This is a genomic window from Cupriavidus pauculus, assembly GCF_003854935.1.
Lineage (GTDB): Bacteria > Pseudomonadota > Gammaproteobacteria > Burkholderiales > Burkholderiaceae > Cupriavidus > Cupriavidus pauculus_C.
The window spans coordinates 165014-178529 of record NZ_CP033970.1 but is presented as its reverse complement, the minus strand read 5'-3'; the positions used below and the strand labels follow the sequence as shown (position 1 = coordinate 178529).

12 protein-coding genes are annotated in these 13516 nt (G+C 70.0%); all 12 read left to right on the top strand.

Annotation, left to right across the window (positions count from 1 at the left end):
• The 12 genes from EHF44_RS19010 to EHF44_RS18955 all read left to right on the top strand — a co-directional run bounded on the left by EHF44_RS19010 (window position 1) and on the right by EHF44_RS18955 (window position 13477).
• Window positions 1-837 (top strand): siderophore-interacting protein, encoded by an 837-nt coding sequence (locus tag EHF44_RS19010; RefSeq protein ID WP_124685301.1) that lies wholly within the window; start codon window positions 1-3, stop codon window positions 835-837.
• 72 nt (window positions 838-909) lie between these two features.
• Window positions 910-1293: a hypothetical protein gene (locus EHF44_RS19005; RefSeq protein WP_124685300.1), complete on the top strand. Its 384-nt coding sequence runs from the start codon at window positions 910-912 to the stop codon at window positions 1291-1293.
• Between the two features lie 122 nt (window positions 1294-1415).
• The gene (alaC, locus tag EHF44_RS19000) at window positions 1416-2633 is read left to right on the top strand and encodes an alanine transaminase (RefSeq protein WP_124685299.1); all 1218 of its coding nucleotides are present in this window, start codon (window positions 1416-1418) and stop codon (window positions 2631-2633) included.
• Between the two features lie 115 nt (window positions 2634-2748).
• Window positions 2749-3690: a LysR family transcriptional regulator gene (locus EHF44_RS18995; RefSeq protein WP_124685298.1), complete on the top strand. Its 942-nt coding sequence runs from the start codon at window positions 2749-2751 to the stop codon at window positions 3688-3690.
• Between the two features lie 100 nt (window positions 3691-3790).
• Window positions 3791-5572: an IlvD/Edd family dehydratase gene (locus EHF44_RS18990; protein WP_124685297.1), complete on the top strand. Its 1782-nt coding sequence runs from the start codon at window positions 3791-3793 to the stop codon at window positions 5570-5572.
• Window positions 5573-5738: 166 nt separating this feature from the next.
• Complete coding sequence (gene tcuA, locus EHF44_RS18985) at window positions 5739-7181, top strand: FAD-dependent tricarballylate dehydrogenase TcuA (RefSeq protein WP_124685296.1); 1443 nt, start codon at window positions 5739-5741, stop codon at window positions 7179-7181.
• Window positions 7168-8340, top strand: a complete 1173-nt coding sequence (gene tcuB, locus EHF44_RS18980; protein ID WP_124685295.1) for a tricarballylate utilization 4Fe-4S protein TcuB — start codon at window positions 7168-7170, stop codon at window positions 8338-8340. The genes tcuA and tcuB overlap by 14 nt, the downstream gene beginning before the upstream one ends.
• A gap of 44 nt (window positions 8341-8384) precedes the next feature.
• On the top strand, window positions 8385-9173 hold the full coding sequence (locus EHF44_RS18975) for a class II aldolase/adducin family protein (RefSeq protein WP_124685294.1): 789 nt from the start codon (window positions 8385-8387) through the stop codon (window positions 9171-9173).
• Window positions 9174-9556: 383 nt separating this feature from the next.
• Window positions 9557-10522 carry a tripartite tricarboxylate transporter substrate binding protein gene (locus EHF44_RS18970; RefSeq protein ID WP_253700246.1) on the top strand — a complete coding sequence of 322 codons (966 nt, stop codon included), beginning with the start codon at window positions 9557-9559 and terminating at the stop codon, window positions 10520-10522.
• Window positions 10523-10532: 10 nt separating this feature from the next.
• Window positions 10533-11423, top strand: coding sequence for an amidohydrolase family protein (locus tag EHF44_RS18965; protein WP_124685293.1), 891 nt, complete (start codon window positions 10533-10535; stop codon window positions 11421-11423).
• A 60-nt stretch (window positions 11424-11483) separates the two neighbouring features.
• Window positions 11484-12470: a Bug family tripartite tricarboxylate transporter substrate binding protein gene (locus EHF44_RS18960; RefSeq protein WP_124685292.1), complete on the top strand. Its 987-nt coding sequence runs from the start codon at window positions 11484-11486 to the stop codon at window positions 12468-12470.
• A gap of 5 nt (window positions 12471-12475) precedes the next feature.
• Entirely contained in the window at window positions 12476-13477 is a 1002-nt protein-coding gene (locus EHF44_RS18955) for a D-2-hydroxyacid dehydrogenase (protein ID WP_124685291.1), read from the top strand.
• Window positions 13478-13516 lie beyond the last annotated feature (39 nt).

Genomic DNA, 13516 nt, shown 5'->3' with positions numbered 1-13516 from the left:
ATGAGCGATAACCGCGACCTGACCGTGCAGCGCGTGCGCCATCCGCTGAAGATGCGCCGGCTGCAGGTGCTGCGCACGCGCCAGGTGTCGCCGCAGCTGCTGCGCGTGACGCTGGGCGGCGACGACCTGGCCGACTTCGTGTCCGCATCGTTCGACGACCACATCAAGGTCTTCTTTCCCGCGCCGGGCACCGACCAGCCGGTGTTGCCCGAGGTAGGCCCCGACGGCATCGTGTTCCCCGAGGGCCAGCCCCGGCCCCAGGCGCGCGACTACACGCCGCGCCGCTATGACAACGCCGCGCGCGAGCTCGACATCGAGTTCGTGCTGCATGGCGATGGCCCGGCGTCCACGTGGGCGGCGCAGGCCCGGCCGGGGCAGACCCTGGGCGTGGGCGGCCCGCGCGGGTCGTTCGTGATTCCGCACGGGTTCGACTGGCACCTGCTGATCGGCGACGACACCGCGCTGCCTGCCATCGGCCGCCGCATCGAGGAACTGGGGCCCGATGCGCGCGTGATTGTCGTGGCCGAGGTGGCCGACGCGTCGGCGCGCATCCCGCTGGCCACCGGCCCGCACGCCGAGGTGCACTGGATCTTCCGCGATGCCCACCGCGATGCGCAGGGCGGCGACGTGCCGGAAGGCAGCCAGCTCACCCCCACGCTGCGCTGGCTGACGCTGCCGCAGGGCGAGGGCTACGTCTGGGCCGCCGGCGAGGCCGCCGCGATGCGCGAGGTGCGCCAGCACCTGGTGAACGAGCGCGGCATCCACAAGACGCGCATCCGCGCGTCGGCCTACTGGAAGCGTGGCAACGCGGCCGTCCACGAGACGCTGGACGACTGAACCCAAAGTATGGTTTGCGCGGGCGTGCGGCGCGGCTACACTGCCAGCACGCCCATTGCCACGGACCCCGCCATGCCACGTCTGCCCCTGTTGCTCGCCGCCCTGACAGCCTCGATCGGACTGGCCGCCTGCGCGCCCGATTCGTTCCGCAACTACGAGGCGCGCGGCCTCAACAGCTATCTGGACAAGGTGCAGGACGTCTGCGCCAATACGCGCCTGGGCAGCCAGCCGCTGGGCGAATGGCTGCGCAGCGGATCGGACGACAGCGACAGCAACTACGTCTACTGGCTGGACCAGACGTCGCGGCTCTACTACAACCGCATCACCGTGCCGCAGTACCGCGACGCCATCGCCGCCACGTTCGGGGGCAGCAAGGCCAACGCCGACGCGCTGGACTGCATCGTGCGCCACCTGCCGGCGGACCGTCCCACCAGCCCGCCGGGCGGCATGTTCTGATTTTTGTGGCGACGGCCAGTTGTGCGATCGCGCGCGGCTGGCTATGATCAGTCCCCAGTGGCCGAGACAACGGCCACGACGTCGCTCGGACGGTTCCGGGCGCTTACGTAAAGGACTCCTCCATGACTGCCGAATCCGGCAAGCGCCGCTTTGCGCGCATCGATCGCCTTCCCCCCTACGTCTTCAACATCACCGCCGAGCTCAAGATGGCCGCCCGCCGCCGTGGCGAGGACATCATCGACATGAGCATGGGCAACCCCGACGGGGCCACGCCGCCGCATATCGTGGCCAAGCTCGTCGACGCCGCGCAGCGGCCGGACACGCATGGCTATTCGGCGTCCAAGGGCATCCCGCGCCTGCGCCGCGCCATCTCGCACTGGTACCGCGACCGCTACGACGTGGAGATCGACCCCGACCGCGAGGCGATCGTCACGATCGGGTCGAAGGAAGGGCTGGCGCACCTGATGCTGGCCACGCTGGACCGGGGCGACACCGTGCTGGTGCCCGATCCGAGCTACCCGATCCACATCTACGGCGCGGTCATCGCCGGGGCCGATATCCGCTCGGTGCCGCTGACGCCGGACATCGACTTCTTCGCCGAGCTGGAGCGCGCCATCCGCGGCAGCTACCCCAAGCCCAAGATGATCGTGCTGGGCTTTCCGTCGAACCCGACGGCGGCATGCGTGGAGCTGGACTTCTTCGAGCGCGTGATCGCACTGGCACGCAAGCACGACATCTTCGTGGTGCACGACCTGGCCTACGCCGACATCGTGTTCGACGGCTGGAAGGCGCCGTCGATCATGCAGGTGCCGGGCGCCAAGGACATCGCCGTGGAATTCTTCACGCTGTCCAAGAGCTACAACATGGCGGGCTGGCGCATCGGCTTCATGGTCGGCAACCCGGACCTCGTGGCCGCGCTGACCCGCATCAAGAGCTACCACGACTACGGCACGTTCACGCCGCTGCAGGTGGCGGCCATCGCCGCGCTGGAAGGCGACCAGCAATGCGTGAAGGAGATTGCCGCGCAGTACCAGGCGCGGCGCGACGTGCTGGCGCGCGGCCTGATCGAGGCAGGCTGGCCGGTCGATATCCCGAAGGCGTCGATGTACATCTGGGCGCGGATTCCCGAGCCGTACCGCGCGCTGGGGTCGCTGGAATTCTCGAAACAGTTGCTGGCCAAGGCCAAGGTGTCGGTGTCCCCGGGCATCGGCTTCAGCGACTTCGGCGACGAGTACGTCCGCTTCGCGCTGATCGAAAACGAATCCCGCATCCGCCAGGCCGTGCGGGGCATCAAGGCGATGTTCCGCGCGGAGGGGTTGGTAAAGGTGGCGGGGGGGTGAGTTGGCCGATGGTTGTCTCCCGGGCGCCGCGGCGCGCCCGTATCTGGTATAAGACCCGGGAACATGGGAGCCGACCCCCGCTGGCGCGGGCGGGCCGGCCAGCCGGGGGAGCCAGATGGAATTGCGCCAGCTTCAGTATTTTGTCCGGGTGGTCGAACTGGGCAGCATGAGCCGGGCCGCGCTGGAACTGGACATGGTCCAGTCGGCCGTGAGCCAGCAGATCAGCCGGCTGGAAAGCGAGCTGGCCACCCGCCTGCTGCGCCGCACGCCGCAGGGCGTGACGCCCACCGAGGCCGGCCTGGCGTTCTTCCACGAAGCGCAGCTCACGCTGCGCCATGCCGAGCAGGCCCGCCGGGCCGCGCACCAGGCGCGGCTGTCCGGCGCGGTGAGCGTGGGGCTGGCGCCGACCACGGCGTCGGTGATCGGCGTGCCGCTGATCCGCGCGATGCGCGAGCGGTATCCCGACGTCCGGCTGCATATCGTCGAAAGTCTCTCCGGCCACCTGACGGCCATGCTCAACGCGCGGCAGCTTGACCTGGCCGTGCTGTTCGGCACGCACGCGGCCCGGCGCTGGACCGTGCTGCCGCTGCTGGAGGAAACGCTGTTCCTGATCCAGTCGCGCCGCAGCCTGCCGCAGGGCCGCGCCGATCCGCCCGCGCAGCGCACGATGGCGGACCTGGCCGGCGTGCCGCTGATCATGCCCAGCGGCGTGCATGGGCTGCGCAGCACGCTGGACGCCGCGTTCGCGCGCGCCAAGGTCACGCCGCACGTGGTGCAGGAGGTCGATTCGCTGGCCATGCTGATGGATGCCGTCGACATGGGCTTTGGCGCCACGCTGCAGCCGTGGGCGGCGGTCGGCCGCTATCCGGACGCCGAGACGCGCTTCCACCTGGCCCAGATCGACGATCCGCAGGTCGGCCGGCGCAACCTGCTGTGCAGCCTGTCCGACGACGAACTGTCGCCGGCCGCGCTGGCGCTGCGCGTGGTGCTGGGTGACACGGCGCGCGGGCTGGTGCGCTCGGGCGAGTGGCACGGCGCCAGGCTGCTGGAAGGCTAGGGCTGCCGGCCAGCGGGCGCGCGGCCGCCCATTCCGCTATGCTCGGGGACGCCAGGCGCGACACGCCGCGCGGCTCCCGCAACCGCCAGCAGGAAGCCTCATGTCCAGCGAAGACCAGCACCCCGACGGCGCCCCGCGCCATGACATCGCCCCGGAAGCCGCCGCCACCGGGATCTCCAAGGGCCTGACCCACTACGGGGACCGTGGATTCTCGCTGTTCCTGCGCAAGGCGTTTATCAAGGGCGCCGGCTACACCGACGCGGCGCTGGACCGCCCCGTGGTCGGCATCGTCAACACCGGCAGCGCCTACAACCCGTGCCACGGCAACATGCCGCAGCTGATCGACGCGGTACGGCGCGGCATCATGCTGGCCGGCGGCCTGCCGATGGACTTCCCGACGATCTCGGTCCACGAGAGCTTTTCCGCGCCCACCAGCATGTACCTGCGCAACCTCATGTCGATGGACACCGAGGAGATGATCCGCGCGCAGCCGATGGACGCGGTGGTGTTGATCGGCGGCTGCGACAAGACCGTGCCCGCGCAGCTGATGGGCGCCGCGTCGGCCGGCATCCCGGCCATCCAGCTGATTACCGGCTCGATGCTGACCGGCTCGCACCGCGGCGAGCGCGTGGGCGCCTGCACCGACTGCCGGCGCTACTGGGGGCGCTTTCGCGCGGAGGAGATCGACGCTGACGAGATTGCCGACGTGAACAACCAGCTTGTGGCCAGCGTGGGCACGTGCTCGGTCATGGGCACGGCCAGCACGATGGCCTGCATTGCCGAGGCGCTGGGCATGACGGTGCCCGGCGGCGCGTCGCCCCCGGCCGTGACGGCCGACCGCATCCGCGTGGCCGAGCAGACCGGCGAGCAGGCCGTGCGCATGGCCCGCGAACGGCTGACCATCGACCGCATCCTGACGCCGGCCGCATTCGAGAACGCCATGCGCGTGCTGCTGGCGATTGGCGGGTCCACCAACGGCATCGTGCACCTGGCCGCCATCGCCGGCCGCATGGGCTACGACATCGACCTGGCCGCGCTGGACCGCATGGGCCGCGATACGCCGGTGCTGCTGGACCTGAAGCCGTCCGGCGACCACTACATGGAGGATTTTCACCACGCGGGCGGCATGGCCACGCTGCTGCGCGAGCTGAAGCCGCTGCTGCACCTGGACGCGCTGACCGTGACCGGGCGCACGCTGGGCGAGGAAATCGAGCGGGCCGGGCCCGGCTTTGCCCAGGACGTGGTGCGCCCGCGCGCCCACCCGATCTATCCGCAGGGCGGCATCGCGGTGCTGCGCGGCAACCTGGCGCCGGGCGGGGCCATCATCAAGCAGTCGGCGGCTGACCCCCGGCTCATGGAGCACGCCGGGCGCGCCGTGGTGTTCGAGGACGCCGAGGATCTGGCCAACCGCATCGACCGCGACGACCTGGACGTCACGGCCGACGACATCCTCGTGCTCAAGCGCATCGGTCCCAAGGGTGCGCCCGGCATGCCCGAGGCCGGCTATATCCCGATTCCGCGCAAGCTGGCGCGGGCCGGCGTCAAGGACATCGTACGGATATCGGACGGCCGCATGAGCGGCACGGCATTTGGCACCATCGTGCTGCATGTGACGCCCGAGGCTGCCGTGGGCGGCCCGCTGGCCCACGTGCGCGATGGCGACCGCATCAGCCTGTCCGTGGCCAGCCGCACGCTGCACCTGGACGTCAGTGACGCCGAACTGGCGCGGCGCGCGGCCGAGCGGCCCGTGGTGGAACCGACGGCCGAGCGCGGCTATCGCAAGCTGTTCCTGAGCGCCGTGAACCAGGCCGACCAGGGCGTCGACTTCGATTTCCTGCGCGCCGCCCACACGCGCGGCAAGGTGCCCAACAGCGGCGGCTGACCGCGCCGGGGCGGGTGGCGGCCCGGGGTCATCACGAATCGTGATACCCCCATGCCGGGCCGGGGCTTAGCAGCGTTCCGCACGGCCGATAGAGTGCCGGACAGACTACAGAAGGCATTGTCGTGTCCATTCCCACTCCCCCCACCCGCCGGCAGGGCTGCCGCGCATGATCGATGTCCTTGTGATCGGCGGCGGCAATGCCGCGCTCTGCGCCGCGCTGATGGCCCGCGAGGCCGGTGCCAGCGTGATGCTGCTGGAAGCCGCCCCGCGCGAATGGCGCGGCGGCAATTCGTCCCATACCCGCAACCTGCGCTGCATGCATGACGCGCCGCAGGACGTGCTGATCGACGCCTATCCCGAAGAGGAATACTGGCAGGACCTGCTCAAGGTGACCGGCGGCCTGACCAACGAGACGCTGGCGCGGCTGGCGATCCGGGCGTCGTCCACATGCCGCGACTGGATGCGCCGCCACGGCGTGAACTTCCAGCCGCCGCTGTCTGGCGCGCTGCACGTGGCGCGCACCAACGCGTTCTTCATGGGCGGCGGCAAGGCGCTGGTCAACGCGTACTACCGCAGCGCCGAGCAGCTTGGCGTGCAGATCCGCTACAACGCGCCGGTCGATGCAATCGAGCTGGACGGCGACCGCTTCGTGGCGGCGCGCATCGGCGCCGAGCGCATCGAGGCGCGCGCCTGCGTGCTGGCCGCCGGCGGCTTCGAGTCGAACCGCGAATGGCTGCGCGACGCCTGGGGCCAGAACGAGCGCGGCGAATGGCCGGCCGACAACTTCCTGATCCGTGGCACGCGCTTCAACATGGGCGTGCTGCTCAAATACATGATCGACGCGGGCGCGGACGCCATCGGCGAACCGTCCCAGTCCCACTGCGTGGCCATCGACGCGCGCGCGCCGCTGTACGACGGCGGCATCTGCACGCGGATCGACTGCGTGTCGCTGGGCGTGGTGCTGAACGCCAACGCCGAGCGCTTCTACGACGAGGGCGAGGACTTCTGGCCCAAGCGCTACGCGATCTGGGGCCGCCTGGTGGCCCAGCAGCCGCAGCAGATCGGCTATTCGATCATCGACGCCAAGGCCGTGGGCCGCTTCATGCCGCCGGTGTTCCCCGGCGTGAAGGCCGACACGCTGCCCGAACTGGCGCGCAAGCTCGGGCTGGACGAAGCCACGTTTCTGCGCACCATCGGCGACTACAACGCCGCCTGCCGCGTCGGCACGTTCGACCACACGGTGCTGGACGACTGCCACACCGAGGGCGTGTCCCCGGCCAAGACCCACTGGGCGCGGCCGATCGACACGGCGCCGTTCTACGGCTACGCGCTGCGGCCCGGCATCACGTTCACGTACCTGGGGCTCAAGGTCAACGAGGCATCGGCCGTGCATTTCGGCGGGCAGCCGAGCCCGAACCTGTACGTGGCCGGCGAGATGATGGCCGGCAACGTGCTGGGCAAGGGCTACACGGCCGGCGTGGGCATGGCCATCGGCACGGCGTTCGGGCGCATCGCCGGCACGCAGGCGGCGCTGGCCGCGGCCCGCATGGCCGCCCTGGCGCCGCACGCATCGCGGCTATCGAAGGAAAAGGAACATGCAACATCTTGAAACGCTGACGCGCGAGGCGGCGGCGCTGGCCAACGGCGCGCTGCCATTGACCACCGACGAGGCCGAGGTGGCCCGCACGCTGCAGATCTGCAACGCGTGCCGCTACTGCGAGGGCTTCTGCGCCGTGTTTCCGGCCATGACGCGCCGGCTGGAGTTTCCGAAGGCGGACATCCACTACCTGGCCAACCTGTGCCACAACTGCGGCGCCTGCTACCACGCATGCCAGTACGCGCCGCCGCACGAGTTTGCGGTGAACATCCCCCAGGCCATGGCCAAGGTGCGCGTGCAGACGTACGGCGACTATGCGTTCCCGGCGGCGCTGGGCGGGCTGTACCGGCGCGCCGGCACGACCATGGCGCTGGCGCTGGCCGGCGGGCTGGCGCTGTTCCTGCTGATGGTGCTGGCCATGCGCGGCACGCTGTGGCATGAACCGCTGGCCGGCAACTTCTACGCGATCTTTCCGCACAACCTGCTGGCGGCGATGTTTGGCGCGGTGTTCCTGTTCGCCGTGGTGGCGCTGGGCATCGGCGTCACGCGCTTCTGGCGCCGCGTCACGCCCGGCGAGCGCAGCGGCGACGCACGGGGCGCCGCCGTGGGCGGGGCCGCGCACGACGCGCTGAAGCTCAAGTACCTGGACGGCGGCCACGGCAAGGGCTGCAACAACGATGACGACGCCTTCACGCTGCTGCGCCGGCGCTTCCACCACTTCACGTTCTACGGCTTCATGCTGTGCTTCGCGGCTACCGCCGTGGCCACGCTGTACCACTACCTGCTTGACCTGCACGCGCCGTACCCGGTGACGAGCGTGCCGGTGCTGCTGGGCATCGCGGGGGGCATCGGGCTGCTGATCGGCCCGGCCGGGCTGCTGTGGCTGAACCTGCGCCGCGACGAGCGCACCATGGACACGAAGCAGAAGCCAATGGACCGCGGCTTCATCGCGCTGCTGTTCCTGACCAGCGCCAGCGGCCTGGCGCTGCTGGCGCTGCGCGACACGGGCGCGATGGCGTCGCTGCTGGCCGTGCACCTGGGCATCGTCATGGCGCTGTTCCTGACGCTGCCCTACGGCAAGTTCGCGCATGGCATCTTCCGCAGCGCGGCCCTGCTCAAGTACCACATCGAAAAACGCCGGCCCAGCGATCTCGCGCTGGGCGCGGACTGAACCGCATCGCAAAAGAAAACCGAAATCCCCAAAGGAGACCCATCATGACGAAACCCGGTGTGCTGAACATCCCGTCGATGCGCGGCCAATGCAGCGAGGCGGAATGGCAGGCGCGCGTGGACCTGGCCGCGTGCTACCGGCTGGTCGAGCTCTATGGCATGGCCGACATGATGGCCAACCACATCTCCGTGCGCGTGCCCGACGAGGACAACGCCTTCCTGATCAACCCGTACGGCATGATGTACGAGGAGATCACGGCGTCCTGCCTGATCAAGGTGGACCACGACGGCAAGATCCTGTCCAAGCCCGATTTCGGCGCGCTGGACTACGGCATCAACAAGGCCGGCTACGTGATCCACAGCGCCGTCCACCACGCCCGGCCCGAAGTGGCGTGCGTAATCCACACCCACAGCTGGGCCTCGATGGCCGTGTCGTCGCTGGCATGCGGCCTGCTGCCGATCACCCAGACCGCCATGCGCTTCCTGAAGATCGGCTACCACGACTACCAGGGCGTGGTGCTGGACACCGCCGAGCAGGAATCCCTGATCGCCGACCTGGGCCGCGGCGAGGCGCTGATCCTGCGCAACCACGGCGCGCTGACCGTGGGCAACTCGGTCGGCGAAGCCTTCAACTGGATGCACCGCCTGGAACTGGCCTGCCGCTCGCAGGTGGCCGCCATGTCGTGCAACACACCGCTCCAGCAGGTGCCCGCCAACGTGCTGGAGGAAACCTGGAACAACTACCAGCCCGGCACCCGCCGCCCGTACGGACTGATGGAATGGCCCGCGCTGCTGCGCAAGCTGGATCGCATCGATCCGGGGTATCGGGAGTAACGGCGGCGGGCTGGCAGACGCAATGCCGCTGGTTTTCTCCCCTCTCCCGCAAAGCGGGAGAGGGGCCGGGGGAGAGGGCGTGGACGTTCTGCTTGCCGACCAACGTCGCAATGTGAGCCGCTGGCCCTCTCCCCCAACCCCTCTCCCGCAGGCGGGAGAGGGGAGCAAAAAAAGCCGCTGGCAAACGCAATGCCGCTGGTTTTCTCCCCTCTCCCGCAAAGTGGGAGAGGGGCCGGGGGAGAGGGCGTGGAGGTTCTGCTTGCCGACCAACGTCGCAATTTGAACTGCTGGCCCTCTCCCCCAACCCCTCTCCCGCAGGCGGGAGAGGGGAGCTTTAAAACAAGCGAGATCAGAAACACCCTGCAGAGTGTGGAGGAGACACGATGAACCGCAGAACCATGCTGGCGCGGATGCTGGCGCTGGGCGCCGCCCCTTATGTGCTTGATGTCCGTGCGCAGGACAAGCCCGTCACGCTGGTGGTGCCGTTCGCGCCCGGTGGCAACCTGGACGTGGTGGCGCGCGCCATCGCGCCGGCGCTGGAGCAGACGCTCGGCCGCAACGTGATTGTCGACAACCGGCCCGGGGCCGGCGGCGTGATCGGGGCGTCGGCCGTGGCGCGGGCGGAGCCCGATGGCAGCACGCTGCTGGTGACCACGCCCAACGCGTTGGTGGTGCTGCCCAAGATGACCCGCACCAACTTCAAGCTGGCGAGCTTTGCGCCGGTGGGGCTGGTGTCGACGACGGCGCTGGTGATCGTGGTCAAGGGTGGCGATACCCGGTTCAAGGATGTCGACGCGCTGCTGGCCTTCGCGCGCGCCAACGCGGGCAAGCTGGCCGCCGGCCATGCCGGGCCGGGCACCACCAACCACATGGCGTTGCTGCAGCTCGAAGACGCCGCCAAGGTCCGCTTCAACCAGGTGCCGTACAAGGGCTCGGCCCCGGCGCTGGTGGACCTGATGGGCGGGCAGATCGACTTCGTGGTGGACCAGCTCACCAGTTCCGCGCCGCATATCCAGTCGGGCGCGCTGCGGGCGCTGGCCGTGATGTCGCGCGAGCGCGATGCCGCGCTGCCCAAGGTGCAGACGCTGCGCGAGGCGGGGCTGGCCAACTTCGAGGCCACCACGGCCACCGGCCTGCTGGCGCCGGCGGGCACGCCGGCCAAGGTCATCGACACGATCAACGCGGCGCTGCGCAAGGCGCTGGCCGAGGGCAGCGTCCGGAGCCGGCTCCAGAACGTGGGCAGCGTGGCCCAGGGGTCGACGCCGCAGGAGCTGCTGGCGTCGCTGCAGAAGGAAGATGCGCGCGCCCAGGCGCTGGCCACGGCCGGCCGCCTGAAGGCCGCGGAATAGGAGCGCCGGCATGACACGTCCCTGCCTGCCGCCGCTGGCCGATATCACGCCGCCGGCGTTCCGCGCGCCCCCGGGCGCCTGCGACAGCCACGCCCATGTGTTCGGCCCGTTCGCGCGCTATCCGCTGGCCGACGACCGCAGCTACACGCCGGCCGAGCATCCCGCCGACGCCTTCATCGCCCATCTCGATGCGCTGGGGCTTACGCACGGCGTGCTGGTCACGGCCAGCGCCAGCGGCACCGACAACAGCGTGGTGACCGACGCCCTGCGCCAGTACCCCAGCCGCCTGCGCGGCATCGCCGTACCGGCCGCCGATACCACCGATGCGCAGCTCGACGCCTGGCACGACGCCGGCGTGCGCGGCGTGCGCTTCAACCTGTACCAGCTCGACGGCCACGCGGTGTACCGCAACGGCGTGGGCATCGACGTGCTGGAGGCGCTGGCGCCGCGCCTGAAGGCGCGTGGCTGGCACGCGCAGATCTGGATCCATGCGCCCGACCTGGTCACGCTCGGGCCCCGCCTGCGCGCGCTGGGCCTGTCGCTGGTGGTCGACCACATGGGCCGCATGGCCACGTCGCGCGGCGTGGGCGATCCGGGCTTCCAGGCGCTGTGCGCGCTGCTGGCCGATGGCGTGGCATGGACCAAGATCTCCGGCGCAGACCGCCTGCAGCCGGCCGGCGCGCCGTACCGCGACGTGGACGCCTTCGTCGCCGCGCTGCTGGCCGCCAACCCGGAGCAGATCGTCTGGGGCTCGGACTGGCCGCACATCAACTATTTCGATCCGGCGCAGATGCCCGACGACGGCGTGCTGTTCAACCTGCTGGCGCGCTGGCTGCCCGACGAGGCGGCGCGGCAGCGCGTGCTGGTGATGAACCCGGCACGGCTCTACGGCTTCGACTGACGGCCGGAGCCCGGCCCCACAACGACGACACCTACAACAACGACTGGAACGGAGACAACCATGAACCGATTCGCCCTGACCCAGCCCGCCGCGCCCTGGCTGCTGTCCGCCGTGCTGGCGGCCGGCGCGCTGCTGGCCCAGCCGGCCCGTGCCGACGACTACCCGACCAAGCCCGTGCGCGTGGTCGTGGCTTTCACGGCCGGCGGCACCACCGACATGCTCGCGCGCAGCGTCAGCCAGATCCTGGCGCAGCGCTTCAAGCAGTCGTTCGTGGTGGACAACCGCCCTGGCGCCGGCGGCAACATCGGCACCGAGTTCGTGGTGCGCGCGCCGGCCGACGGCTACACGCTGCTGGTGAACTCGGTGGGGCCGATCTCGATCAACCAGTCGCTCTACAAGAAGCTCAACTACGACCCGCTGACCGACCTGGTGCCCGTGGTGCAGATTGCCGACGTGCCCAACGTGCTGGTCGTGCATCCGTCGCTGCCGGTCAAGACGTTCGAGGAGTTCGTTGCCTACGCCAAGGCCAATCCCGGCAAGCTCAACTACAGCTCCACGGGCGTGGGCACGTCGTCGCACCTGTCGGGCTACATGCTGACCGAGCGCATGGGCACGCAAGCCACGCACATCCCGTACAAGGGTGCCGATGCGCTGAACGACCTGCTGTCGGGCCGCATCCAGTTCATGTTCGCGACGATTCCGTCGGTGATGCCGCATATCCAGGCCGGCAAGCTGCGCGCGCTGGCAGTGTCCAGCGCCAAGCGGTCGCGCTCGCTGCCCGACCTGCCCACCGTGGCGGAAAAGGGCTACCCCGGCTTCGAGGCCGGCTCGTGGTTCGGCTTCTTCGCGCCCAAGGGCACCCCGCAGGACGTGATCACCAAGGTCAACCAGGCCGTCAACGAGGCGCTGCCGTCGCTGCAGGCGCAGATGATCCGCGAAGGCGCCGACCCGGTGGGCGGATCGGCGAAGCAGTTCGGCGACTTCACGCGCAAGGAATACGTCAAGTGGAAGGCCGTGGTGAAAGCCTCCGGCGCCACGGTCGATTGAGCGCCATGGCCAGCGCGCCCCTGCGGATTCTGCTGTCGGCCGCCACGCTCGACGCGCACCGGCCGGCCATCGACGCCGCGCTGGGCCAGGGCCGCGCGTGGCAGCCGGTGGTGGTGCCGGACGTCGACGATGCGCGCGCCGTGGATGCCGATCTGGCGTTCGTGTCGCGCGACGTGACCGGGCTGTCGACCAAGCACGAAATCCTGCCCGCCACGCAGCGGTTCTATACGGCCATGCTGCAGGCGCCGTCGCTGCGCTGGGCGCACGCGCACTCGGCCGGTGCCGACCGGGCGATCTACGGCCAGCTCCGCGCGCGGGGCGTGACGGTGACCACGTCGTCCGGGGCCAACGCCGGCGTCGTGGCGCAGACCGCGCTGGCCGGGCTGCTGGCACTGGCGCGCCACCTGCCGCAATTGATCGACGCGCAGCGGGCCAGCCGCTGGGCGCCGCTGATCGGCAGCGGCCTGCCGCGCGACCTGCAGGGCCAGCACGCCACCATCGTGGGCTGGGGCCCGATCGGACAGCAGATCGGCGCCGTGCTCGATGTACTGGGCGTGGGCGTGACCGTGGTCCGGCAACGCGCCACGCCGGTGGCGGGCGGCTTCGAGACCGTGACGTTCGACCAGTTCGACGCGGTGCTGCCGCGCACTGACTGGCTGATCCTGGCCTGCCCGCTGACCGACGTCACGCGCGGGCTGGTCAGCCGCGCGGCGCTGCAGCGGCTGCCCGCCGGCGCCCGGCTTGTGAACGTGGCGCGCGGCGAGGTGGTCGACGAAGCCGCGCTGATCGATGCGCTGCGCGTGCAGCACCTGGGCGGCGCGTTCCTGGACGTCTTTGCGCATGAACCGCTGCCGGCCACGTCGCCGCTCTGGTCGCTGCCCAACGTCATCGCCACGCCGCACAGCGCCGGGTTCTCGGACGGCAACGCGGCGCGCGTGGTGGAGATCTTCCTGGACAACCTGCGCCGCTGGGCCGACGGTCAGCCGCTCCGCAATATCTCAAGTTAAGCGGACGCCACGCGGTTGCGGAAATTTCCGCATTGAGTT